Genomic DNA, 24,631 nt, shown 5'->3' on the forward strand with positions numbered 1-24,631 from the left:
GTTTTCTACAGGGAGTGCAAATATGATTACACTGGAATCCTTCCGGCAACGTCGTCAGGCGCTGATCGCCCGCATGGCGCCCGGCAGCGCGGCTTTGATTTTTGCTGCACCTGAAGTGACGCGCAGCAACGACACCGAATATCCCTTTCGCCAGAACAGCGATTTCTGGTACTTCACCGGCTTCAACGAGCCGCAGGCGCTGCTGGTATTAATCAAGAGCGATGACAATCATAACCACAGCGTGCTGTTTAACCGCGTACGCGACCTGACGGCCGAGATCTGGTTCGGGCGTCGGCTTGGTCAGGAAGCCGCACCGGCGAAGCTGGGCGTTGACCGCGCGCTGCCGTGGGATGCGATTGACGAGCAGCTGCACCAGCTGCTCAACGGACTTGATGTGGTCTATCACGCACAGGGTGAATACGCGGAAGCGGATACGCTGGTGTTCAGCGCGCTGGAGAAACTGCGCCGCGGTTTCCGGCAAAACCTCAGCGCGCCGGCGACGCTGACCGACTGGCGTCCCTGGGTGCATGAGATGCGCCTGTTTAAAAGCGAAGACGAGATCGCCATTCTGCGCCGCGCAGGAAAAATCAGCGCGCTGGCACATACCCGCGCGATGCAGGCGTGCCGTCCCGGCATGTTTGAATATCAGCTGGAGGGCGAAATCCATCACGAATTCACCCGCCACGGCGCGCGCTTTCCGTCTTACAACACCATCGTGGGCTCCGGTGAGAACGGCTGCATTTTGCACTACACCGAAAACGAAAGCGAAATGCGCGACGGCGATCTGGTGCTGATTGATGCCGGTTGCGAATTCCATGGCTACGCCGGCGATATCACCCGCACTTTCCCGGTAAACGGTAAATTCAGCCAGCCGCAGCGCGAGATCTACGACATCGTGCTCGCCTCGCTGTATAAGGCGCTGTCGATGTTCCGCCCGGGCATCAGCATCCATGAAGTCAACGACGAAGTGGTGCGCATCATGATCACCGGTCTGGTCGATCTGGGAATACTGGAAGGCAATATCGATACGCTGTTTGAAGAGCAGGCGCACCGTCCGTTCTTTATGCACGGTCTTGGGCACTGGCTGGGGCTGGACGTGCATGACGTCGGCCACTACGGCACGCCCAGCCGCGACCGCCTGCTTGAACCCGGCATGGTGCTCACCGTTGAACCGGGCCTGTATATCGCGCCGGATGCCAAAGTGCCGGCGCAGTTTCGCGGCATCGGTATCCGTATCGAAGACGACATCGTCATCACCGCCGACGGTAATGAAAACCTGACCGACAGCGTGGTAAAAGACGCTGAGGCGATCGAAGCACTGATGGCGGCGGCGCGCGGCGTATGAATATCCTGATTGCAGGCGGCGGCATGACCGGCGCCACGCTGGCACTGGCGATTTCGCATCTGACACAGGGCCAGTTGCCGGTTACGCTGATTGAACGTCATCAGCCGGACAGCCGCGCGCACCCGGGCTTTGACGGGCGCGCCATCGCGCTGGCGGCGGGCACCTGTCAGCAGCTGGCGGAAATTGACCTGTGGCGTTCGCTGGCGGATTGCGCCACGCCCATTACCCACATCCACGTTTCCGATCGCGGGCACAGCGGGTTTGTTCAGCTGCAGGCTGAGGATTATCAGCTGTCGGCGTTGGGCAACGTGGTCGAGCTGTATGACGTGGGACAGCGCCTGTTTACACGTCTGCGTGAGGCACCCGGCGTGACACTATGCTGCCCGGATCACGTGACCTCAGTAACCCGCAGCGCCGATAGCGTGCAGGCGACGCTCAGCAGCGGCGCAACGTTACAGGGCGCGCTGCTGGTGGCCGCTGACGGCGCACGCTCGCCGCTGGCGGCATCCTGCGGCATTCGCTGGCAGCGCGACGACTACCAGCAGCTGGCGGTGATTGCTAACGTCGCGACGCAGTTGCCGCATCAGGGTCGCGCGTTTGAGCGCTTCACCCGGCATGGCCCGCTGGCGCTGCTGCCGATGTCCGGCAACCGTCTGTCGCTGGTGTGGTGCCATCCGGCGGCGGCCGAAGCCACGGTTAAGCAGTGGGACGATGCCACCTTCCTGCATGAATTACAGCGCGCCTTTGGCTGGCGGCTGGGGCGCTTTACTCACGCCGGCCAGCGCGAAATCTATCCGCTGGCGCTGCAGACCGCAGAGCGTCAGGTGACGCACCGGCTGGCACTGGTCGGCAATGCGGCGCAGACGCTGCATCCGATCGCCGGGCAGGGCTTTAACCTCGGTTTGCGCGATGTGATGTCGCTGGCGGAAACCCTTGCGGCGGCGCATCGTCACCAGCAGGATCCGGGCAGCCACGCGGTGTTGCACCATTTTGCTGCGCGCCGCCAGCCGGATCGCGCGGCGACCATTGGCGTCACCGACGGTCTGGTGCGGCTGTTCGCCAACCGTTATGCCCCGCTGGTGGCAGGACGAAATCTTGGGCTGGTGGCAATGGACCACCTGCCATGGCTGCGAAACCCACTTGCCGTGCGCACGCTCGGCTGGGTTAAGCGTTAAGCATGAATTAAGGGGCAGCAATGCAAACATTTGATGTGGCGATTGCCGGTGGCGGCATGGTCGGTCTGGCGGTGGCCTGTGGCTTACAGGGCAGCGGCCTGCGCGTTGCGGTGCTGGAAAAAGCGCCTGAGCCACAATTTGATGCGGCGGCGCCAGCGTCGGTTCGCGTCTCGGCCATCAACGCCGCCAGCGAGCGTCTGCTGCAAAAACTTGATGTCTGGTCCACCATTCTCGCGCTGCGCGCCAGCGCGTATCACGGCATGGAAGTGTGGGATCAGGACAGCTTTGGCTCGATCAGCTTTGATGACGAGCAGCAGGGGCTGTCGCACCTCGGACATATCATTGAAAACGAGGTGATTCACAGTGCGCTGTGGCAGCGCGCCAGCCAGTGCAACGACGTGACGCTGATTGCACCGGCTCAGCTGCAGCAGGTGGCGTTTGGCGATAACGAAGCCTTTATTACCCTGCAGGACGGCAGCATGATGAGCGCGCGCTTGCTGATTGCTGCGGACGGGGCCAACTCGTGGCTGCGTGACAAAGCGGATATCCCGATTACCTTCTGGGATTACGAACATCACGCGCTGGTGGCCAATGTACGCACCGATATGCCGCACGATGCCATCGCGCGCCAGGTGTTCCACGGCGACGGCATTCTGGCCTTCCTGCCGATGCAGGATCCGCACCTGTGCTCCATCGTCTGGTCGCTGTCACCGCAGGAAGCGGCGCGACTGCAATCCATGCCGGAAGCGCTGTTTAACCAGCAGCTGTCGGTGGCATTCGATATGCGCCTTGGTCTGTGCCAGGTGGAAAGCGAACGTAAAACCTTTCCGCTGACGGCGCGTTACGCCCGCAACTTTGCTGCGCACCGGCTGGCGCTGGTGGGCGATGCGGCGCATACCATCCATCCGCTGGCCGGGCAGGGGGTTAACCTCGGCTTTATGGATGCTGCCGAGCTGATTGGCGAAATCCGTCGTCTGCATCAGCAGGGCAAAGATATCGGCCAGCATCTCTATTTGCGGCGTTATGAACGCAGCCGCAAGCACAGCGCAGCGCTGATGCTGGCTGGAATGCAGGGTTTCCGTGAGCTGTTTGCCGGGCACCATCCGGCGAAAAAACTGCTGCGCGACGTCGGGCTGAAGCTGGCCGACACGCTGCCTGGCGTGAAGCCGTTACTGCTGAAGCAGGCCATGGGCCTCAACGACCTGCCCGGCTGGATCCGCTAACCCTCCTTATTACGGCACCCTTTCAGGTGCCGTTTTTCCTGCACTGACGTTACGCGATCGCCCTCAAGGGTGGGCGTGGCAGTCGGCTGCCGCTCATGAATCACCGAACTGCACAGCGTTGTCGCCATCCATCGCGACCCTGTGCGCACCCGGTAACGCCACTGCAAAACCCGCCCCGGCACCATTATTGTGCATCGCTGCACCCAAATTGCCCGTCATTTGATTTATTCTAATTTCAGGTCTCAATTCGCATTACTTTAACTAATCCTAAATGCTTTTTGATCCCGAACCATTTCCCTTGTCTGCGGCACAGGTTCCATTATTCGGCTGAATTACTGCGCAACAGGTGAATTATATGCGCGGTAAATCACATAAATGCAGTGAGATGTGCTGGCGTGGCTGCAGGGGCAGCACAAAGGATGATAAGGTTTCACCCTCGTTTTCCTTATGGTTAATTGCCGTATTCGGTGGTAACTTCAGCGTAAAGAGAACGTTTGCGTCGCTCAAAACTGACGGCGCAGGCGCGTCACACTCACTTGTCTTCACAGGATGGTTATGACTCAGCAAACGCCTCTATTCGAACAGCATCAGGCCTGCGGTGCCCGCATGGTGGACTTCCACGGCTGGATGATGCCGCTGCACTACGGCTCGCAAATGGATGAGCACCATGCGGTGCGCAACGATGCCGGAATGTTTGACGTTTCCCACATGACCATTGTCGATCTGCACGGCGCGCGCACCCGTGAATTTCTGCGTTACCTGCTGGCCAACGACGTCGCCAAACTGACCCAGCCCGGCAAAGCCCTTTATACCGGCATGCTGAATGCTTCAGCTGGCGTCATTGATGATTTAATTGTTTACTTTATGAGCGAAGATTTCTTCCGCCTGGTGGTCAACTCCGCCACGCGCGAGAAGGATCTGGCGTGGATCGCTGAGCATGCGCAGCCGTTTGGGGTTGAACTGACCGAGCGTGACGATCTGGCGCTGATCGCCGTACAGGGGCCGAACGCGCAGCAAAAAGCACAGAGCCTGTTAAGCGCGGCACAGCGTGACGCGGTGGCAGGCATGAAGCCGTTCTTTGGCGTACAGGCGGGCGATCTGTTTATCGCCACGACCGGTTATACCGGTGAAGCCGGTTATGAAATCGCCCTGCCTGCCGCTCAGGCCGCAGATTTCTGGCAACAGCTGCTGGCCGCAGGCGTGAAACCAGCCGGACTGGGCGCACGCGATACGCTGCGTCTCGAAGCTGGCATGAATCTGTATGGGCAGGAGATGGATGAAGGAGTTTCGCCGCTGGCTGCCAACATGGGCTGGACCATCAGCTGGGAGCCCGCCGACCGTGATTTCATTGGCCGTGAGGCGCTGGTAGCACAGCGCGAGAACGGCACGGAAAAGCTGGTCGGGCTGGTGCTGACCGAAAAAGGCGTGCTGCGTAACGGTCTGACGGTGCGCTTTACCGATGCGCAGGGACAGCCGCAGCAGGGCATCATTACCAGCGGCTCCTTCTCGCCAACGCTGGGCTACAGCATTGCGCTGGCGCGCGTGCCGGCCAGTATCTGTGAGCAGGCGATTGTTGAAATCCGCAATCGTGAAATGCCGGTGAAAGTGACTAAACCTATTTTTGTTCGCGCCGGCAAGCCGGTCGCTCAGTAATTTTTTTCAGGAGAAATGGCGATGAGCAATGTGCCAAATGAATTGAAGTACCGTGATAGCCACGAGTGGGTGCGTAAAGAAGCTGACGGTACGTTTACCGTGGGCATCACCGAACACGCGCAGGAACTGCTGGGCGACATGGTGTTTGTCGACCTGCCTGACGTGGGCGCCAGCTTTGCCGCCGGTGACGACTGTGCGGTAGCCGAATCCGTGAAAGCGGCATCGGATATCTATGCCCCGCTGAGCGGCGAAATTGTGGCGGTTAACGAAGCGCTGGGCGATGCCCCGGAGCTGGTGAACAGCGAACCGTACGCCGCCGGCTGGCTGTTCCGCATCAAAGCCAGCGACGAGTCCGAGCTCGACGCGATGCTCGATGCCGCCGCCTACAAAGCGTCCATCGACGAGTAACCGGTAGTCTCTGAAGGTGCCGCACTGCGGCGCCTTCTTTTTTATCTGCCTGATTTAATGCCATTTTGTCACCCAGCCCGATTCAGGATGTACTGTAAATGACCCAGACTCTCAGCCAGCTCGAACATAACGGTGCTTTTATTGAGCGCCATATCGGTCCTGATGCCGCGCAGCAGGCCACCATGCTGGAAGCGATTGGTGCCAGCTCGCTGGCTTCGCTGATCGCTTCAATTGTGCCTGCTGATATCCAGCTGCCAGGCCCGCCGGCGGTAGGCGATGCCGCGACTGAACAGCAGGCGCTGGCAGAGCTGAAAGCCATTGCCAGCCAGAATCAGCGTTACAAATCCTGGATTGGAATGGGTTACAGCGCCGTGATCACCCCGCCGGTGATTCTGCGCAACATGCTGGAAAATCCGGGCTGGTACACGGCGTACACGCCGTATCAGCCGGAAGTGTCGCAGGGCCGTCTGGAAGCGCTGCTCAATTTTCAGACCCTGACGCTCGATCTCACCGGGCTGGATATCGCTTCAGCTTCGCTGCTGGATGAAGCCACCGCGGCCGCCGAAGCGATGGCGATGGCTAAACGCGTCAGCAAGCTGAAAAACGCGACCAAATTCTTTATCGCCGATGACATCCATCCGCAAACGCTGGATGTGGTGCGCACCCGCGCTGAAACCTTTGGCTTTGAGCTGATTATTGATCGCGCCGAAAAAGCCCGCGAGCACGACGATCTGTTTGGCGTGCTGCTGCAGCAGGTCGGTACCAGCGGAGAAGTGCACGACTACCGTGAACTGATTGCTGAGCTGAAAAGCCGCAAAGTGGTGGTGAGCGTGGCGGCGGATTTCATGGCGCTGGTGCAGCTGGAAGCGCCGGGCAAACAGGGTGCTGATATCGTCTTCGGTTCCGCCCAGCGCTTTGGCGTACCGATGGGTTACGGCGGTCCGCACGCGGCCTTCTTTGCCAGCCGTGATGAGCACAAGCGCTCCATGCCGGGCCGTATCATCGGTGTGTCACGCGATGCCGCCGGTAACACCGCGCTGCGCATGGCGATGCAGACGCGCGAACAACACATCCGCCGTGAGAAAGCCAACTCCAACATCTGTACTTCACAGGTGCTGCTGGCGAATATCGCCGGCCTGTACGCGGTTTACCATGGCCCGGCCGGACTGAAGCGCATCGCCTCGCGCATTCACCGTCTGACCTCGATTCTGGCAGCAGGCCTGCAAAACGGCGGCCTGAAGCTGCGCCATCACAGCTGGTTCGATACGCTGACCGTTGAAGTCGCGGACAAAGCGGCGGTGCTGAACCGTGCGCTGAGCTTCGGCGTCAACCTGCGCAGCGATATCCTCAATGCGGTCGGTATCACGCTGGATGAAACCACCACGCGTGAAGACGTGCTGGCGCTGTTTGCCATTCTGCTGGGCGACGCGCACGGCCAGGATATCGAGGCGCTGGACGCCGCGGTGGCGGCGGAAAACAGCGCCATTCCGGCAGGCCAGCAACGTACCAGCGAATTCCTTACCCATCCGGTGTTCAACCGTCATCACAGCGAAACTGAGATGATGCGCTACATGCACAGCCTGGAGAAAAAGGATCTGGCGCTGAATCAGGCGATGATCCCGCTCGGCTCATGCACCATGAAACTGAATGCCGCCGCCGAAATGATTCCGATCACCTGGCCGGAATTCGCTGAACTGCACCCGTTCTGCCCGGCAGAGCAGGCGAGCGGTTATCTGCAGATGATCGGCCAGCTGTCCCAGTGGCTGGTTCAGCTCACCGGGTACGATGCGCTGTGCATGCAGCCGAACTCTGGTGCGCAGGGCGAATACGCCGGTCTGCTGGCCATCCGTCGCTATCATGAGAGCCGTAATGAAGCGGGCCGCACGATCTGTCTGATCCCGAGCTCGGCGCACGGCACCAACCCGGCGTCCGCGCAGATGGCGGGCATGGCGGTGGTGGTGGTGGCCTGTGATAAGCAGGGCAACATCGATCTCGGCGATCTGCGTGAAAAAGCAGCGCAGGCCGGTGATGCGCTGTCGTGCATCATGGTGACCTATCCGTCGACGCACGGCGTCTACGAAGAGACCATTCGCGAAGTGTGCCAGATCGTGCATCAGTACGGCGGCCAGGTGTACCTCGACGGCGCAAACATGAACGCGCAGGTCGGGATCACCACGCCTGGCTACATTGGCGCTGACGTGTCGCATCTCAACCTGCACAAAACCTTCTGCATTCCGCACGGCGGTGGCGGTCCGGGCATGGGGCCCATCGGGGTAAAAGCGCATCTGGCACCATTCGTACCGGGCCATAGCGTGGTGCAGATTGACGGCGTGCTGACCCAGCAGGGCGCGGTTTCTGCGGCGCCGTTCGGCAGCGCATCTATTCTGCCCATTAGCTGGATGTACATTCGCATGATGGGCGCAGAAGGGCTGAAGCAGGCCAGCTCGGTGGCGATTCTCAACGCCAACTACATCGCCAGCCGGCTGCAGTCAGCGTACCCGATTCTGTACGCCGGCCGCGACGGCCGCGTGGCGCATGAGTGCATTCTCGACATTCGTCCGCTGAAAGAGCAGACCGGCATCAGCGAGCTGGATATCGCGAAACGCCTGATCGACTACGGCTTCCATGCGCCGACAATGTCGTTCCCGGTCGCCGGCACGCTGATGGTCGAGCCGACCGAATCCGAGAGCAAAATCGAGCTGGACCGCTTTATTGACGCGATGCTGGCGATCCGCATGGAAATCGATCGCGTGGCCGACGGTGAATGGCCGGCTGACGACAACCCGCTGGTGAATGCACCGCATACCCAGATGGAAATCGTCGGCGACTGGACTCATCCGTACAGCCGCGAGCTGGCGGTCTTCCCGGCCGGCAGCGCCAACAAATACTGGCCGACCGTTAAGCGTCTCGACGATGTGTTTGGCGATCGCAATGTGTTCTGTTCATGCGTTCCGATGAGCGAATACCAGTAATCAGCAGGCGTAATTCAAACCCTTCAGTAATACTAAAGGCCGATTTGTCGGCCTTTTTTTATGGGAGAAGCATATGGATCTGGCACTGGTCACCGGCGGTAGCCGCGGAATTGGACGGGCAACATCGCTGCTGCTGGCGCAGGCAGGTTATCGCGTGGCAATCAATTTCCGGCAGCGCGCAGCAGAAGCGTTGCAGGTGGTAGCAGATATCGAAGCGCAGGGCGGCAGCGCGTTTGCCTTACAGGCGGATATTGCCGATGAAGCGCAGGTGGTGCGCATGTTCCGCCAGCTGGATCAGCAGCCATGCGCGCTGCGCGTGCTGGTGAATAACGCCGGTATTCTCCTCTCCCAGTGCCGGGTTGAGGATCTGGATGCTGCGCGCATTCAGCGCGTGCTGGCAACCAACGTCACCGGCACGTTTATCTGCTGTCGCGAAGCGGTAAAACGCATGAGCACCGCACACGGCGGTCAGGGCGGCGCCATTGTTAACGTCTCGTCAGCGGCCGCGCGTACCGGCTCGCCCAATGAGTATGTCGATTACGCGGCGTCGAAAGGCGCGATGGATACGCTGACCAGAGGATTGTCACTGGAAGTGGCGGCGCAGGGGATTCGCGTCAATAGCGTGCGGCCAGGGCTGATCTACACCGATATGCATGCCGACGGCGGCGAGCCGGGGCGCGTTGATCGTCTCGCGGCATCGCTGCCGATGCAGCGCGGCGGCCAGGCGGAGGAGATCGCTGCCGCCATCGTCTGGCTGGCCAGTGACGCCGCTTCATACGTCACCGGCAGCTTTATTGATGCATCAGGCGGCCGTTGAGCCGCACTTCACAGCCTGTCTGCGCGCGGCGCACATTTATACGTCGCGCGCCATTAGCGGTTACAACACTTCACCATTGCTGGCAATTACCTGCTGATACCAGGCGAAACTCTTCTTCTTCGAACGGGCAAAGCTGCCGCTGCCGTCATCGTTTTTATCAACGTGGATAAAGCCGTAGCGCTTGCTGTACTGGCCGGTGGTAAAGGAGACGCAGTCGATGCAGCCCCACGGCGTATAGCCCAGCAGATCGACACCATCCAGCGCCACCGCTTTTTTCATCTCTTCGATGTGCGCGCGCAGATAATCAATGCGGTAGTCATCTTCGATTACGCCCTCAGCATTGGCTTTATCAATGGCACCAAAGCCGTTCTCAACGATAAACAGCGGCTTCTGATAGCGCTCATACAGCGCATTCAGCACGTAGCGCAGGCCGACCGGATCAATCTGCCAGCCCCAGTCGGACGCTTTCACATGCGGGTTAGGCACTACGCCGTCGAAGCCGGTGATCGGGTCGTCGACGCCGCTGGCTTTGGTGTCCACCGCATTGCTCATGTAGTAGCTGAAACCGATGTAGTCGCAGCAGCCCTGACGCAGCGTTTCGGCGTCATCGGCTTCCATCTCAATGTGATAGCCCTTGCGCGCCCACTCTTTAAGCGTATAAGCCGGGTACGCGCCGCGCATCTGCACGTCGCTGAACACGTAGCGCTGATGCATCGACTCCTGTGCGCGCATCACGTCATCCGGATGGCAGGAGAACGGATAGACCGGTACCATGGCGATCATGCAGCCAATCTGGAAATCCGGGTTGATTTCGTGGCCGCGCTTCACCACTTTGGCACTGGCAACGAACTGGTGATGCATCACCTGATACATCGTCTGCTCCGGCTTTTCATGCTCTGTGAACACGACGCCGGAGCAGCAGTAGCCGAACAGTGGATACTGCCAGTTGCGCTGGTTATTGATTTCATTGAAGGTCATCCAGTACTTCACTTTGTGGCGATAGCGCGTCATCACCACGTCACTGAAGCGCACAAAGAAATCGACCACTTTGCGATTAGCCCAGCCGCCCTACTCTTTAACCAGATGATATGGCATCTCAAAGTGCGACAGGGTAATCACCGGTTCGATGCCATATTTCAGCAGTTCATCAAACAGGTCATCGTAAAATTGCAGGCCGGCTTCATTGGGCTGCAGTTCATCGCCGTTGGGGAAAATGCGCGTCCAGGCAATCGAGGTGCGGAAGCATTTGAAACCCATCTCAGCAAACAGCGCCACGTCCTGTTTGTAGTGCGAATAGAATTCCACCGCCTGATGGTTGGGATAGTGCTGGCCGGGCTGAACGCCGGGCGTGATGACGCGATCTACGCCGTGTGCGCCGCCGGTGAGAACATCGGCGATACTGACGCCTTTGCCGCCCTGATCCCAGCCGCCCTCAACCTGATGGGCTGCCACCGCGCCGCCCCAGAGAAATCCGCTGGGTAACTGCAATCCTTCACTCATTTCAATACCTCGTCACGCTGTTGGCGAAAATAATACTGCCCGCAGTGTAACAACTGAAATAGCAAAGTCACGCTATAACACCGGCGCGGAAATGTGACTTGTTACCGCCGAAAAACAGGCTGTTTTATACCTGCGTGAGGCGGGCAATATAACGGCCCAGCGTCTCCAGAATATAAATGACCGGTACCTGGGTGGTAATATCGAAGCGGTCAGGCAGTTTCTCCTGCGGCACATGATAGGAGAGATTGAAATCCGCCATTTTCGCCAGCGAGCAGTTGTCGTGATTGGTGATGGAGATGATTTTACAGTGATGCAGGCTGAACTGACTGGCAAAGCGCAGGATCTCTTCGGTTTCGCCAGAGACGGATAAAATAATCGCCAGCGCATTTTCCCAGGCGCTCTTACTCACCGGGTAATAAGGATCATCGATGTGATGGCTGAATTTGCCAATATTAGAAAAATAGCGCGCACCATATTTGCCAAGGCTGCCTGAAGTACCAGCACCAATAAAGAAAATGTGCTCAGCCTCAATGATCATTTGCGCCGCGGTGGCAATTTGCTGATCAAATTCTGCGTTATTGATGCTTTTAAAAAAGCTCAGCATTTCTCCGACGCCGGAGGGCAGCAGCACCGGCGCGCTTTGCTCCTGCGCCAGGCGAAAACGGATGCGGAATTCTGACCAGCCGTCACAGTGCATTTTGCGGCAGAAGCGCAGCACCGTGGTGGTCGAGACGCCCGCCTGCGCCGCCAGTTCACGGATGGTCATATAACTGACACTTTCCCGGTGTTTGATGATGAAGTGATAAACCTGCATCTCAAGGTCATTCAAACGGGACAGGTCGCTGTGTGAAAACATTCGGGCGGCGCTCACGGCAAAAAGAAGCCTCAGTGTAACAGATTGGTTTGCCGCTGGGTTGTCACACCTCTTCACAGAATAATTTTAGCGTACATGTGTACTCTGAAATTGTTCTTCGCTACTCTGGTGCACAGAAAAAGCACAACTTTCGTTACGATGTTCAGGAATCCGATGCCATGGTACAGAACCGACTTATTGCCCAGGGCTATTCACTGGCCGAAGAGATCGCCAACAGCATCAGCCACGGCCTGGGCTGTGTGTTTGGCATCGTGGGGCTGGTGTTGCTGTTGACCCAGGCCGTTGAAATGCAGGCGAATATCACCGCCATTACCAGCTATAGCCTGTACGGCGGCAGCATGATTTTGCTGTTCCTCGCCTCGACGCTGTATCACGCCATTCCGCACCAGCGCGCCAAATACTGGCTGAAGAAATTTGACCACTGCGCCATCTATTTGCTGATCGCCGGGACTTACACGCCGTTTCTGCTGGTCGGGCTGCAATCGCCGCTGGCGCAGGGATTGATGGTGGTGATCTGGAGTCTGGCGCTGGCGGGCATCATATTTAAGCTGACCATTGCGCATCGCTTTAAAGTGCTGTCGCTGGTGACCTATCTCGGCATGGGCTGGCTGTCGCTGGTGGTGATTTATCAGCTGGCAACCAAACTGTCGGCCGGCGGCGTCTGGCTGCTGGCGGCGGGCGGGATTGTCTATTCACTCGGGGTGATTTTCTATGTGTCGCGCCGCATCCCGTACAATCATGCCATCTGGCACGGTTTCGTGCTGGGCGGCAGCGTGCTGCACTTTTGCGCCATCTATTTTTACGTAATGTAACAAGGCAAGGGTCGCCACTGATGGCGACCCTGCGCCGTACCAGCCGTAACCGTTACTCTTCCAGCGAATAGGGCAGCGGCTGAATGGTCAGCTTCCCGCTTTCATCGCCTTCAACGCGCAGCACGCTGTCCGGCTCCAGATCGTTGTTCAGCACCGCCTGCACCCACACGCTGCCATCATCCAGCTGTACGCCGCTCAGCACCGTGCCGGTGCGACGCCATTTGTCGCCCATCTGCAACTCCAGCGAACTGGCCGCGTCCGGTACTTTGCTGGCGCTGCCCGCCAGCCAGTAGAGCGCACGTTTGTTGGCGCCGCGGAATTTGGCGCGCGCCACCATCTCCTGGCCGGTATAACAGCCTTTTTTGAAGCTGATGGCATCCAGCGCCTGCAGGTTGGTGGCCTGCGGAATCAGCTGCGCCGTGGTGGCGCTGTCGATCACCGGCACGCCCGCCGCAATATCCAGCGCCAGCCACTGCGTGCTGTCATTCAGCTGCGCTTCCCCGGCCAGCTTCTGCTGCAGCACTTCGGCCTGCGCCGGCGTGGTGACCAGCAGAAAACGCTCGGCTGGTTCGGCGAACCACAGCAGGGTGGTGTCATCCTGCTGCACCACTGGGGTTGTGGCATCCGGCAGCGTGGCGAAAACGTTAGCCAGCGCGGCGCGCGCCTGAAAACCGGCAACGCCGAGCAGGACTGCGTCATCATCGGCCGCAATGGTCACTTTGGCGAACACCGCATATTTCTTCAGCTCGGTCACCTGCTGCTCGCGCAGATTGCGGCGCACAACATAGGCATAACCTTCTCCACGATGGAACAAACGCAGATTGCTCCACATTTTGCCTTTGGCATCACAGTGCGCTGCCGGGCGATGCTGCGCTGCGTCCAGCGCCGCCACGTCCAGCGTCAGCTGACCCTGCAGATAAGAGGTGCTGTCTTTGCCCTGCACCGATACCAGCGCCCACTCGTCGAGCGACATCAGCGTTAAAGGCAGGCGCGACGCCGCAGCGGGCTGGCGAGGCGGAAGGGTGAAAATCGGCATGAGTCCGTCCTGATCAATAAGGTTTATCCAGTAATATGCTTACCAATGTTAAAAGAGCAGTGCGCCATTGCAACCTGTTTGCGGAATCTGGCGCACAAATCGCGTGATAACCCTGTAACCGGTGGCATTGCTGTGCGTCATCGCGCGCAGCGTCTGGTTGCACGCCTGCAGCGCGGCGAAAAAGCAGGTACACTGAGCGCCACTGTTATCAGCTGTGGAAGAAGACACATGGATATTCATGACAAAGCGCGCGTCCAGTGGGCATGCCGTCGCGGCATGCTGGAGCTGGATGTCTCGATCATGCCGTTCTTTAAATATGAGTATGATTCGCTGAGCGACAGCGACAAGCAGGTGTTTGTCGCGCTGCTGAAGAGCGACGATCCGGACCTGTTTAACTGGATGATGAACCACGGCGAACCGGCCGATCCCGAGTTCAAACGCATGGTGAAACTGATTCAGCAGCGCAACCGTGAACGCGGGCCGGTGGCAATGTAATCTGCGCGCGTCACGCAGCGCGCGGGCGCTGAATGTGACGCTGTTCGGGCTGTGTGGCGCGCTGTTGCTAAGCTGTCGCTGGCCGGCGGGCTGGGCCTGGGTTCAGATCGCGGTAGTGATCCTGCTGACACTGCAGTGCTGGCGTAACGCGTGTCGCCTGCAGCAGCGCTGCGGAGCGCTCATGCTGGATGACAAGGGTGACTGGTACTGGCGCGGTGAGCGCTGGCAGGCGCAACGGCAGCCAGACTGGCTACCGTGGGGCGTGTTGCTGGTGCTGCGTAACCGTCGCGGGCAGCGCTGGCGGCTGTGGCTGCTGCACGACAGTATGCCGCCCGACGCGTGGCGCGCGTTACGCGCCCGCTGTTTTTTGCTGGATGGCGCGACGCCGCATTAAAGCAGCGCGGCGGTTTCGGTCAGAATCTGTTCGCACCACTGCTCGACGCGCGCTTCGCTCAGCTCAAACTGATTAACGTCGTCGAGCGCCAGACCGACAAACTGCTGACCATCGGCGGTCAGCGGTTTTTTACTGGTGAACTGGTAGCCGTCGAGCGGCCAGTAACCGACAAACTGCACGCCCATCGGCAGCAGCAGTTCGTGCAACATACCCAGCGCATCAAGGAACCATTCGCTGTACTCGACCTGGTCGCCCATGCCGTACAGCGCCACAATTTTGCCCTGCAGGTTGAGCGCCGGCAGCTGTTGCCACACCGCTTCCCAGTCCTCCTGCAGTTCGCCGAAATCCCAGGTCGGAATACCGAGAATCAGTAAATCGTACTGCTCCATCAGCGACGGATCGTCATCTTTCAGGTTATGCAGCGTGACTAATTCTTCACCGATAAAGTCGCGGATTTTCTCCGCCGTCATCTCGGTGTAACAGGTACTGGAACCGTAAAACAGACCGATATTCATGCAATTAATGCTCTGACTGAAACTCACTCTGGCGCAATTGTACCAGAAGCAGGCCAGTTTCAGGCATAATGAGCACGATTTCACACGGCGAGGGGCAACAGTGCAGGACAGCGATCTGATAGAACAGTTTCTCGACGCGCTCTGGATTGAGCGCAATCTGGCGCAGAACACGCTGGCGTCCTATCGTCAGGATTTGCAGACGCTCACTGCCTGGCTGCACCACCATGAGCGCACGCTGCTGACGCTGGAAGCCGCTGATTTGCAGCAGTTTCTGGCTGAGCGGATTGAGGGCGGTTACAAAGCCACCAGCTCAGCGCGTACCCTGAGCGCGATGCGCCGTCTGTTTCAGTATCTGTACCGCGAAAAGCTGCGCAGTGACGATCCCAGCGCGCTGTTATCAGCGCCGAAATTGCCGCAGCGCCTGCCAAAAGACCTGTCAGAAAATCAGGTCGAGCGCCTGTTACAGGCCCCGGCAACGGACATACCGCTCGAACTGCGTGACAAAGCGATGCTGGAGCTGCTGTACGCTACCGGGCTGCGCGTCTCTGAGCTGGTCGGTCTGACGTTGAGTGATGTCAGCCTGCGTCAGGGCGTGGTGCGCGTCATCGGTAAAGGCAATAAAGAGCGGCTGGTGCCATTAGGTGAAGAAGCCATTTACTGGCTGGAGCACTATATGGAACACGGGCGGCCGTGGCTGCTGAACGGGCAGACCATTGATGTGCTGTTCCCCAGCAACCGCGCGCAGCAGATGACACGCCAGACCTTCTGGCATCGCATCAAACACTATGCCACCCTTGCCGGCATCGACAGCGAAAAGCTGTCACCGCACGTGCTGCGCCACGCATTTGCCACACATTTACTGAACCATGGTGCCGATTTACGCGTCGTACAGATGTTGCTGGGGCACAGCGACCTGTCGACCACCCAGATTTACACGCACGTGGCGACTGAGCGCCTGCGTCAGTTACATCAACAGCATCATCCGCGCGCCTGAGCAGCGGCAACAAGGATTTGAGATGAAAAAAACCGTTACGACGCTGGCTCTGCTGGTCAGCGCCTTTTCTGCGCTGGCCCATGCCGATGACAGCGCGATTCAGCAATCACTGAAAAAACTGGGTATGCAGCAGGCGGAAATCCAGCCGTCGCCGCTGCCGGGTATCAAAACGGTGATGACCGAAAGTGGCGTGCTGTACGTCACCGAAGACGGCAAGCACATGATTCAGGGCCCGCTGTACGATGTCAGCGGCGCGCAGCCGGTGAATGTCACCAATCAGCTGCTGGAGAAAAAAGTCGCCGCGCTGGCACCGGAAATGATTGTCTACAAAGCGCCGAAAGAGCAGCACGTGATCACCGTGTTCACTGACATCACTTGCGGCTACTGCCGCAAGTTGCACGAACAGATGGCTGACTACAACGCGCTGGGCATCACCGTGCGCTATCTGGCGTTCCCGCGTGAAGGCCTGCACGGCCAGGTGGAGAAAGCCATGACCGCCATCTGGTGCAGCGCCGATCGCAACAAGGCATTTGATGCCGCAATGAAAGGCGACGCACCGCAAATGGATGCGCCGGCGAGCTGCAAAATCAATCTCGACCAGCACTACAAGCTGGGCATTCTGTTTGGTATTCAGGGCACGCCAGCCATCCTCACCGACAGCGGCATGATGATCCCTGGCTACCAGGGACCGCAGGAGCTGAAGCAGGTGCTGGACGGCCAGAAGCGTGGTGGTTAAGACACAGTGATGCACTCTGTAGAATTACGTCGGCGTGAAGCCCAGGCCGACGCGCAGTTACCCGATGATTTACCGCCGCTGCTGCGTCGTCTCTACCTGCAGCGCGGTGTCAAAGACGCCGCCGAACTGGAACGCGGCGCGAAATTCCTGCTGCCGTGGCAAAGCCTTGGCGGCATTGAGCGCGCCGTGACGCTGCTGCATGAGATGCTGCAGCAGCAACGCCGCATCGTGGTGGTAGGTGATTTCGATGCCGATGGTGCCACCAGCACCGCGCTCACCGTACTGGCGCTGCGCAGCATGGGCGGCAACGTTGATTATCTGGTGCCGAACCGCTTTGAAGACGGCTATGGCCTGAGCCCGGAAGTGGTGGAGCAGGCGCGCGCGCGTGGCGCCGAGCTGATCCTCACCGTGGATAACGGCATTTCGTCGCACGCGGGCGTCGACACCGCACACCAGCACGGCATTCCGGTACTGATCACCGATCATCACCTGCCGGGCGAAACGCTGCCGGCGGCCGAGGCCATCGTTAACCCTAACCTGAGCGACAGCGCATTCCCGTCGCGTTCGCTGGCCGGCGTGGGTGTGGCGTTTTATCTGATGCTGGCGCTGCGTGCCCATCTGCGTCAGCAGAGCTGGTTCAGCGACGGGCGCAGTGAACCCAATCTGGCCGAACTGCTGGATCTGGTGGCGCTCGGTACCGTGGCCGACGTGGTGCCGCTGGATGCCAACAACCGCATTCTGGTGTGGCAGGGGCTGAGCCGCATCCGCGCCGGCAAATGCCGTGCCGGCATCCGCGCGCTGCTGGAGATTGCTAACCGCGATGCGCGTCAGCTGGCGGCCAGCGATCTCGGTTTTGCCGTCGGGCCGCGCCTCAATGCTGCCGGCCGGCTTGACGATATGTCGGTTGGTGTTGCGCTGCTGCTGACGGAAGATATTGCCCAGGCGCGCATGCTGGCCAGCGAACTTGATGCGCTTAATCAGACGCGCAAAGAGATTGAGCAGGGCATGAAGAGCGAGGCGCTGGCGCTGTGCGATGAGCTGGAGCGCCAGCATCGCGATCTGCCGCTCGGGCTGGCGTTTTATCACCCGGAGTGGCATCAGGGCGTGGTTGGCATCCTCGCGTCACGCCTGAAAGAGCGCTTCCACCGCCCGGTGATCGCCTTCGCACCCGCCGGTGACGGCACGCTGAAAGGCTCTGGCCGTTCGATTGCCGGACTGCACCTGCGCGACGCGCTGGAACGCATCGACACGCTCTATCCCGGCCTGATCATCAAATTTGGCGGACACGCCATGGCGGCGGGGCTGTCGCTGGAAGAGGCGAAGTACGATGAGTTCCGCCAGCGCTTTGCCGCGCTGATCGACGAATGGCTGGAAGGCGAGGCGCTGCAGGGCGTGATGTGGTCCGATGGCGAACTGCATGCGCAGGAGTTTACCCTGCACACTGCGGAAATGTTGCGGGAAGCCGGCCCCTGGGGCCAGGCGTTTCCGGAGCCGGTGTTCGACGGTCAGTTTAAGCTGTTGCAGCAGCGTCTGGTGGGCGAGCGTCACCTTAAGGTGATGGTCGAGCCGCTGGGCGGCGGCCCGTTACTGGATGGTATCGCTTTTAACGTCGACACCAGCCTGTGGCCAGACAGCAGCGTGCGTCAGGTGCAGCTGGCCTACAAGCTGGATATCAACGAATACCGCGGCAATCGCTCGGTACAGCTGATCATCGACCATATCTGGCCGCAGTCGTAACCTTTAGAACGTGACGTCGACACCGCCGCGCAGCACCTTCTCATCGCCGCGATCGGCCACGTGGCGGTCGGCACGCAGAAACAGCCGCGCGCGTGCCGACTGCACCAGATCAACCCGCGCACCAAACCACTGCGAGCGGCGATCGAGCTGCATACCCGGGATGGTGAAGCTCTGCTGACCGCTGCCGAAGCCGCTCCAGCGCGCGCTGACGTCCATCGACGGATTGCTGAACGCGTACTGGTATTCGCCATACAGGCTCAGCATGCTCCACCAGCCCGCCGACCAGTCCTGGCGCGCGCTGAGATTCAGGCCACCGTAACCGACGCTGCGGCGATAGCTGTCGCCGTCGCCCTGCAGGCCAAACGCGCTGCCGCTGTCGCTGAAGCTGCCGGTTTGCAGGCCGGTTTCACGCCAGCCGAGATAAGGCTCAATGCGATAATCCTCCTGCAGCGTCCAGCGATAGCCGCTCTGCAGCGCCGCCTGCCAGCTGTCTGTGCGGGCGGAAGAGGAGACCGGTGCAGCTTCATCCAGCAGCACCAGGCGCTGCAGTTTGTCGCGTCCATGCTGATAGCTGAGATTGCCCTGCCAGTACCAGGCTGGCGTCACCGCATAGCGCCCATACAGCATTACGCCCTGCAGGCTGTTCTGGCTGTTGCCGCCGGTGTCGTCATAGGTGGCATCAAGCTGAGTGTGCGTCCAGGCGATGCCGAGGCGCAGGCCGGGCAGGCCAAAATCGCTGTCGGCACCCAGCGCGGTCAGGGTGTTGCGATAGCGGTTGCCGAGATAGCCATCCTGATCGAGCGAACCGCGCAGCTGACCGCTCTCCAGCCAGAAGCCGAAGCGCCCCTGTTCGCTGGCATCATCGATGCGGTTGTTGAGCAGGCGCGTCTGATAATCAAGCGCGTTGAACAGCACCGCATTGCCGGAGGCATGCGCCTGGCCGGACAGGGAGTTGATCGCCGCCTGTGCGCTGCGGGTGTCCGCCAGCGTCTGGAAGGCGCCTGCGGCCGCCAGCGCTGACTGCTGCGCACTGCTCAGCGTCGCCTGACCCTGCCAGCGGTCTGCCAGCTCAAACGCCTGCTCCAGGTTGCGGCTGGTTTGCTGTGCGCTGGCACTGTCCATTCCCATCGCCTGTGCCGCTGCGGCGGTGTTCTTGCGCGTCAGCTGGCCGGTAACGCTGTGGGCGTCATAGCTGACGGAACCGTCGAGAAATACGCCGGTATTGACCTGGCTAAACTGGCCGCTCACGCCGCCGCCGCTGGTCAGCAGCGTTTCCTGCTGTTTCACCACGTAGCTGGCGGAGGGCGGCGCCAGGTTCAGCGTGCCGTCGAGCGCCGCGTTGCCGGTCACGCGCAGCGGATTGTTCAGCGTGACGTTGAGCGTACCGTCGGCGCTTTGCTGATAGTTGCCCGTCACCTGCAGGCCGCCGTTAACCGATCCCTGGTTGACCAGATTGCCGCCGATGCGCCCGCTGCCCCCCAGTTTGCCGCTACCGTTCACCAGCGCATTGCCGGCAATCGCACCGTCAATCAGCAGGCTATTAGCGGAGACCTGCGTCAGGCCCTGATAGCTGTTGTTGCCGGTCAGCTGCAGCGTACCGCCGCGTTCGCTGCCGTCCAGTACCAGCCCGCGATCGCCGCTGATGTCATTGCTGAACACATACTGGCCGCCGTCGAGGCGCGCACTGAAGTCCTCTGCCCAGAATTGTCCCGGCCCGTTTAAGGCTTTGGCGGCGTTAAGATCGCCCCAGCCGAACGTCTCATTGTATGGCCGCCCGTTCGCGCTGTCGGCGACGTTATCGTGCGCATCACTGCGGTAGGTAGCGGTGGTCAGCAGGGTTTGCTGCAGGTTATGGCCGCTCATCCACGGGAAACGCTGCAGCAGCTGCGAAGCTGCGGCCGTCACGCGCGGTGCGGCAAATGAGGTGCCGAAGCTGCGCACCTTTACCCAGCTGCCGTCAGAATTTTGATACAGATAATCGGTATAACCCGGCGCGGTCAGGCACCATGCGGCGGCCGCGCCGCAGGCGTCAAACGGTCCGGTGCCGGCTGCGCGTCCCGGCAGATCATAACCGGTATGATCCATGATGCCGGTGACCGCCAGCAGATTACGCGCCAGCTGCGGGTCGTTATACATCAGCGGTGTCAGCACGTCCGGTGCCGGCGTAGCGCCGCTGTTGTTGCCGGTGATCATCACCGCCAGCCCATCTGCCGCAGCCACCGCGTTAAGCCCCTGATACAGTGACTGATAGCGCTGGCGCGCATCGCTCAGCGCCTGCTGGCTGGTGAGGCGCTCCTGCGAACCGTAGGACATATTGAAGATGCGCACGCCCTGCGCCACTAAGCCCTGCACCGCGCGCGCAGTATTGTCATAGCTGAAAATGTTATTTTGTGACGCCTGCGCCACATACAGCGCGCTGTCAGGCGACAGCCCCAGCAGCGTCATCGCCACCAGCGTGCCGTGGCCGTTGATTCCCATGTTGTCGTTCAGCGCGGTGTTGCTGCCGACATAGCTGGAGAAATTCACGTTGGCGTAATTAATTTCGCTGCGGCCCGGGGCCAGACCAGAGTCAATGATGCCCACTTTATTGCTGGCGGCCGTGGCCGGCACTGTGGGTTCAATAACGGGCGTGACCGGGGTTAAGGTGCTGCCGCTACCACCACCGCCGCCGCCGCCGCCACCACAGGCGCTCAGCAGAAACGGGATGATCAGCGCCAGCAGGCGCGGTGAGGATCGAAAAGTAACAACAGGATAATGCATGGCAACTCCTCATGCCTCTCAGGGCATGTTGTCGCCCGTTCACGTTAACGGGCCTGAATGCAGTCTTTCCCTGTCACGAATACTCCTGAGCAACGTGGCTGACAGACAGAACGCAATAGATGAAGCACGAACCCCTGAGATTCCGCCAGGGTGCAGAAAGGATAAGGTGCGCACTGGCCGGTTGATGGCCAGGACAGCGCAGCATTGCGCAGGCTAATCACGCTATATCACGCTTCGAACCAGACATTTCTGATGGTGGGGTTTTAATGATTTTGTCTGAGAAATCATGGGTTTTAATAACGCCAGCTGGCGTTTATTGCCGTGATTATGTAGGAAAATTCTGAAGGCGCACCGCGTAGGTGGCGAAAGACAGCGGGATTTCTGGCAACCGTCATACCTGCTGGTTTCCAGAACTGGCGCAATTATTTTCTGCCGGTTCATACGCGGTATAGCCATTGATGTGCAAAGCTACAAACCAGGCGCGCTTTCGGGTAAACTAGCGCGTTACTTTTATCTCCTCTCACCGAATCGTCAAAAAAGACTGAAAAGCCATGTTTGAAATTAATCCGGTCAAAAATCGTATCCAGGACCTCAGCGAGCGCAGCAGCGTTCTTAGGGGGTATCTTTGACTACGATGCTAAGAAAGAACGCCTCGAAGAAGTAAACGCCGAGCTGGAACAGCCGGACGTCTGGAACGAACCTGAACGCGCGCAGGCGCTGGGCAAAGAGCGCGCCTCGCTGGAAGCGGTGGTTGAAACGCTCGACCAGATGCAGCAGGGGCTGGAAGATGTGCAGGGTCTGCTGGAGCTGGCGGTTGAAGCCGACGACGAAGAGACCTTTAACGAAGCCGTGGTCGAGCTGGACGCACTGGACGTGAAGCTGGGTGAACTGGAGTTCCGCCGTATGTTCTCCGGCGAATACGACAGCGCCGACTGCTACATGGATATTCAGGCCGGCTCTGGCGGCACCGAAGCGCAGGACTGGGCCAGCATGCTGCTGCGCATGTATCTGCGCTGGGCGGAAGCCAAAGGCTTCAAAACCGAGATCATCGAAGAGTCCGAAGGCGAAGTGGCCGGTACCAAATCAGCCACCATCAAAATCATCGGTGATTACGCTTACGGCTGGCTGCGTACCGAAACCGGCGTTCATCGTCTGGTGCGTAAGAGCCCGTTCGACTCCGGCGGTCGTCGTCACACCTCCTTCAGTTCGGTATTTATTTACCCGGAAGTGGATGACAACATCGACATCGAAATCAACCCGGCCGACCTGCGTATCGACGTCTATCGCGCCTCGGGTGCCGGTGGTCAGCACGTTAACAAAACCGAGTCAGCGGTGCGTATTACCCACCTGCCGACCAACATTGTGGTGCAGTGCCAGAACGACCGCTCGCAGCATAAGAACAAAGATCAGGCCTTCAAACAACTGCGTGCCAAGCTGTATGAATATGAAATGCAGAAGAAGAATGCCGATAAGCAGGCGGCGGAAGAGAACAAGTCGGACATCGGCTGGGGCAGCCAGATCCGTTCATACGTTCTTGACGATTCGCGCATCAAGGATCTGCGTACCAGCGTAGAAACGCGTAACACCCAGGCCGTACTGGATGGCGATCTTGACCGTTTTATTGAAGCAAGTTTAAAAGCAGGGCTATAAGGAACCGACATGTCTGAACAACAACCGCAGAGCGCTGATGCCGCCCTTGAGTTAAACAACGAACTGAAAGCGCGTCGCGAAAAACTCAGCGCGCTGCGTGAAAAGGGCGTGGCGTTTCCTAACGATTTCCGCCGTGACACCACCTCCGATCGTCTGCATGCCGACTATGACAGCAAAGAGAACGACGAGCTGGAAGCGCTCGGCGTTGAGGTGAGCGTAGCCGGTCGTATGATGACCCGCCGCATCATGGGTAAGGCATCGTTCGCCACCCTGCAGGATGTGGGCGGTCAGATCCAGATCTACGTTTCCCGTGACGATCTGCCGGAAGGCGTCTACAACGAGCAGTTCAAAAAGTGGGATCTCGGCGATATCCTCGGCGCGCGCGGTAAGCTGTTCAAAACCAAAACCGGCGAGCTGTCGATCCATATCTCTGAGCTGCGCCTGCTGACCAAAGCGCTGCGTCCGCTGCCGGACAAATTCCACGGCCTCGCCGATCAGGAAACCCGTTACCGTCAGCGTTACCTTGACCTGATCTCCAACGACGATTCGCGCAAGACCTTCAAAATTCGCTCACAAATCATGGCCGGCATTCGTCAGTTCATGGTTAACCGCGACTTTATGGAAGTGGAAACGCCGATGATGCAGGTGATTCCCGGCGGCGCGTCCGCGCGTCCGTTCATCACCCATCACAACGCGCTCGACATCGACATGTACCTGCGTATCGCGCCGGAGCTGTATCTGAAGCGTCTGGTGGTCGGCGGTTTTGATCGCGTGTTTGAGATCAACCGTAACTTCCGTAACGAAGGGATCTCGCCGCGCCACAATCCAGAGTTCACCATGATGGAACTCTATATGGCGTATGCGGACTACAAAGATCTGATCGAACTGACCGAGAGCCTGTTCCGCACCCTGGCGCAGGACGTGCTGGGCACCACGGAAGTGCCTTACGGTGAGCACACCTTCGATTTCGGCAAGCCGTTTGAGAAGCTCACCATGCGTGAAGCGATCAAGAAATACCGTCCGGAAACGGACCTCGCCGATCTGGATGACTTTGACAAAGCCGTGGCGATTGCTAACACGCTGCACATTAAAGTGGAGAAGAGCTGGGGTCTGGGCCGCGTGGTGACCGAGATCTTCGAAGAGACCGCCGAAGCGCACCTGATTCAGCCAACCTTCATCACCGAGTATCCGGCAGAGGTGTCACCGCTGGCGCGTCGTAATGACGAGAACCCGGAAATCACCGACCGCTTTGAGTTCTTCATCGGCGGCCGTGAAATCGGTAACGGCTTCTCCGAGCTGAACGATGCGGAAGATCAGGCCGAGCGTTTCCTGCAACAGGTTAACGCGAAGGACGCCGGTGATGACGAAGCGATGTTCTACGACGAAGACTACGTCACCGCGCTGGAGCACGGTCTGCCACCGACTGCGGGTCTGGGCATTGGTATCGACCGCCTGGTCATGCTGTTCACCAACAGCCACACCATTCGTGACGTGATCCTGTTCCCGGCTCTGCGCCCGACCGGTAAGTAATCAGG

General features: G+C 59.4%; 19 protein-coding genes and 1 pseudogene. 15 read left to right on the top strand and 5 right to left on the bottom strand.

Translation table 11 applies throughout. The features are described 5' to 3' along the window. The first annotated feature begins 22 nt into the window (after positions 1-22). The 7 genes from pepP to K7H94_RS03900 all read left to right on the top strand — a co-directional run bounded on the left by pepP (position 23) and on the right by K7H94_RS03900 (position 9,593). Positions 23-1,345, top strand: coding sequence for a Xaa-Pro aminopeptidase (gene pepP, locus K7H94_RS03870; protein ID WP_222951681.1), 1,323 nt, complete (start codon positions 23-25; stop codon positions 1,343-1,345). Further along, positions 1,342-2,520, top strand: a complete 1,179-nt coding sequence (gene ubiH / locus K7H94_RS03875; protein ID WP_150059331.1) for a 2-octaprenyl-6-methoxyphenyl hydroxylase — start codon at positions 1,342-1,344, stop codon at positions 2,518-2,520. Before pepP ends, ubiH begins: the two co-directional genes overlap by 4 nt. Positions 2,521-2,540: 20 nt before the next feature. After that, positions 2,541-3,743 carry an FAD-dependent 2-octaprenylphenol hydroxylase gene (ubiI, locus tag K7H94_RS03880; RefSeq protein WP_125309826.1) on the top strand — a complete coding sequence of 401 codons (1,203 nt, stop codon included), beginning with the start codon at positions 2,541-2,543 and terminating at the stop codon, positions 3,741-3,743. A gap of 555 nt (positions 3,744-4,298) precedes the next feature. Next, a complete protein-coding gene (gene gcvT / locus K7H94_RS03885; RefSeq protein ID WP_150059330.1) occupies positions 4,299-5,396 on the top strand; it encodes a glycine cleavage system aminomethyltransferase GcvT in 1,098 nt (365 codons plus the stop codon). 21 nt (positions 5,397-5,417) lie between these two features. Next, entirely contained in the window at positions 5,418-5,804 is a 387-nt protein-coding gene (gene gcvH / locus K7H94_RS03890) for a glycine cleavage system protein GcvH (protein ID WP_058781308.1), read from the top strand. Positions 5,805-5,902: 98 nt separating this feature from the next. After that, positions 5,903-8,776: an aminomethyl-transferring glycine dehydrogenase gene (gcvP, locus tag K7H94_RS03895; protein ID WP_021506667.1), complete on the top strand. Its 2,874-nt coding sequence runs from the start codon at positions 5,903-5,905 to the stop codon at positions 8,774-8,776. A 73-nt stretch (positions 8,777-8,849) separates the two neighbouring features. Then, positions 8,850-9,593, top strand: a complete 744-nt coding sequence (locus K7H94_RS03900; protein WP_150059329.1) for an SDR family oxidoreductase — start codon at positions 8,850-8,852, stop codon at positions 9,591-9,593. A 60-nt stretch (positions 9,594-9,653) separates the two neighbouring features. Here K7H94_RS03900 and K7H94_RS03905 read toward each other — a convergent pair. Next, a pseudogene (locus tag K7H94_RS03905) lies at positions 9,654-11,093 on the bottom strand (6-phospho-beta-glucosidase). Positions 11,094-11,217: 124 nt separating this feature from the next. Next, the gene (locus K7H94_RS03910; RefSeq protein ID WP_132464566.1) at positions 11,218-11,949 is read right to left on the bottom strand and encodes a MurR/RpiR family transcriptional regulator; all 732 of its coding nucleotides are present in this window, start codon (positions 11,947-11,949) and stop codon (positions 11,218-11,220) included. A gap of 176 nt (positions 11,950-12,125) precedes the next feature. On the opposite strand from K7H94_RS03910, the gene trhA reads away from it, so the two are divergent. After that, positions 12,126-12,779: a PAQR family membrane homeostasis protein TrhA gene (gene trhA, locus K7H94_RS03915; protein ID WP_150059328.1), complete on the top strand. Its 654-nt coding sequence runs from the start codon at positions 12,126-12,128 to the stop codon at positions 12,777-12,779. A gap of 52 nt (positions 12,780-12,831) precedes the next feature. On the opposite strand, the gene ygfZ is transcribed toward trhA, so the two are convergent. After that, positions 12,832-13,815, bottom strand: coding sequence for a tRNA-modifying protein YgfZ (gene ygfZ, locus K7H94_RS03920; protein WP_215800695.1), 984 nt, complete (start codon positions 13,813-13,815; stop codon positions 12,832-12,834). Between the two features lie 228 nt (positions 13,816-14,043). Here ygfZ and sdhE point away from each other — a divergent pair, with 228 nt between their 5' ends. Together sdhE and K7H94_RS03930 are read left to right on the top strand one after the other, a co-directional pair. After that, on the top strand, positions 14,044-14,310 hold the full coding sequence (sdhE, locus tag K7H94_RS03925) for an FAD assembly factor SdhE (RefSeq protein WP_010616925.1): 267 nt from the start codon (positions 14,044-14,046) through the stop codon (positions 14,308-14,310). Beyond that, positions 14,285-14,704: a protein YgfX gene (locus K7H94_RS03930; protein ID WP_215800696.1), complete on the top strand. Its 420-nt coding sequence runs from the start codon at positions 14,285-14,287 to the stop codon at positions 14,702-14,704. The genes sdhE and K7H94_RS03930 overlap by 26 nt, the downstream gene beginning before the upstream one ends. On the opposite strand, the gene fldB is transcribed toward K7H94_RS03930, so the two are convergent. After that, positions 14,701-15,219 (bottom strand): flavodoxin FldB, encoded by a 519-nt coding sequence (fldB, locus tag K7H94_RS03935; protein ID WP_021506675.1) that lies wholly within the window; start codon positions 15,217-15,219, stop codon positions 14,701-14,703. The two genes, K7H94_RS03930 and fldB, sit on opposite strands and share 4 nt — an antisense overlap. A gap of 100 nt (positions 15,220-15,319) precedes the next feature. On the opposite strand from fldB, the gene xerD reads away from it, so the two are divergent. Genes xerD through recJ form a run of 3 tightly spaced genes read left to right on the top strand, consistent with a single transcriptional unit; the run spans position 15,320 to position 18,686 of the window. Beyond that, a complete protein-coding gene (xerD, locus tag K7H94_RS03940; protein ID WP_058757089.1) occupies positions 15,320-16,213 on the top strand; it encodes a site-specific tyrosine recombinase XerD in 894 nt (297 codons plus the stop codon). A gap of 22 nt (positions 16,214-16,235) precedes the next feature. Then, on the top strand, positions 16,236-16,949 hold the full coding sequence (gene dsbC, locus K7H94_RS03945; RefSeq protein WP_021506677.1) for a bifunctional protein-disulfide isomerase/oxidoreductase DsbC: 714 nt from the start codon (positions 16,236-16,238) through the stop codon (positions 16,947-16,949). Positions 16,950-16,958: 9 nt separating this feature from the next. Continuing rightward, a complete protein-coding gene (gene recJ, locus K7H94_RS03950) occupies positions 16,959-18,686 on the top strand; it encodes a single-stranded-DNA-specific exonuclease RecJ (RefSeq protein ID WP_211725015.1) in 1,728 nt (575 codons plus the stop codon). 3 nt (positions 18,687-18,689) lie between these two features. On the opposite strand, the gene K7H94_RS03955 is transcribed toward recJ, so the two are convergent. Next, complete coding sequence (locus tag K7H94_RS03955; protein ID WP_222951682.1) at positions 18,690-21,446, bottom strand: autotransporter domain-containing protein; 2,757 nt, start codon at positions 21,444-21,446, stop codon at positions 18,690-18,692. Between the two features lie 551 nt (positions 21,447-21,997). On the opposite strand from K7H94_RS03955, the gene prfB reads away from it, so the two are divergent. Further along, positions 21,998-23,096, top strand: a protein-coding gene (prfB, locus tag K7H94_RS03960) for a peptide chain release factor 2 (protein ID WP_104093670.1) whose coding sequence is annotated in 2 segments (ribosomal slippage) — positions 21,998-22,072 and positions 22,074-23,096 — 1,098 coding nt in all. Because the reading frame shifts where the segments join, the coding sequence is not laid out codon by codon here. 9 nt (positions 23,097-23,105) lie between these two features. Beyond that, positions 23,106-24,626, top strand: a complete 1,521-nt coding sequence (lysS, locus tag K7H94_RS03965) for a lysine--tRNA ligase (RefSeq protein ID WP_211726624.1) — start codon at positions 23,106-23,108, stop codon at positions 24,624-24,626. The last annotated feature ends 5 nt before the right edge of the window (positions 24,627-24,631 follow it).

This window comes from Pantoea dispersa (genome assembly GCF_019890955.1).
Lineage (GTDB): Bacteria > Pseudomonadota > Gammaproteobacteria > Enterobacterales > Enterobacteriaceae > Pantoea > Pantoea dispersa.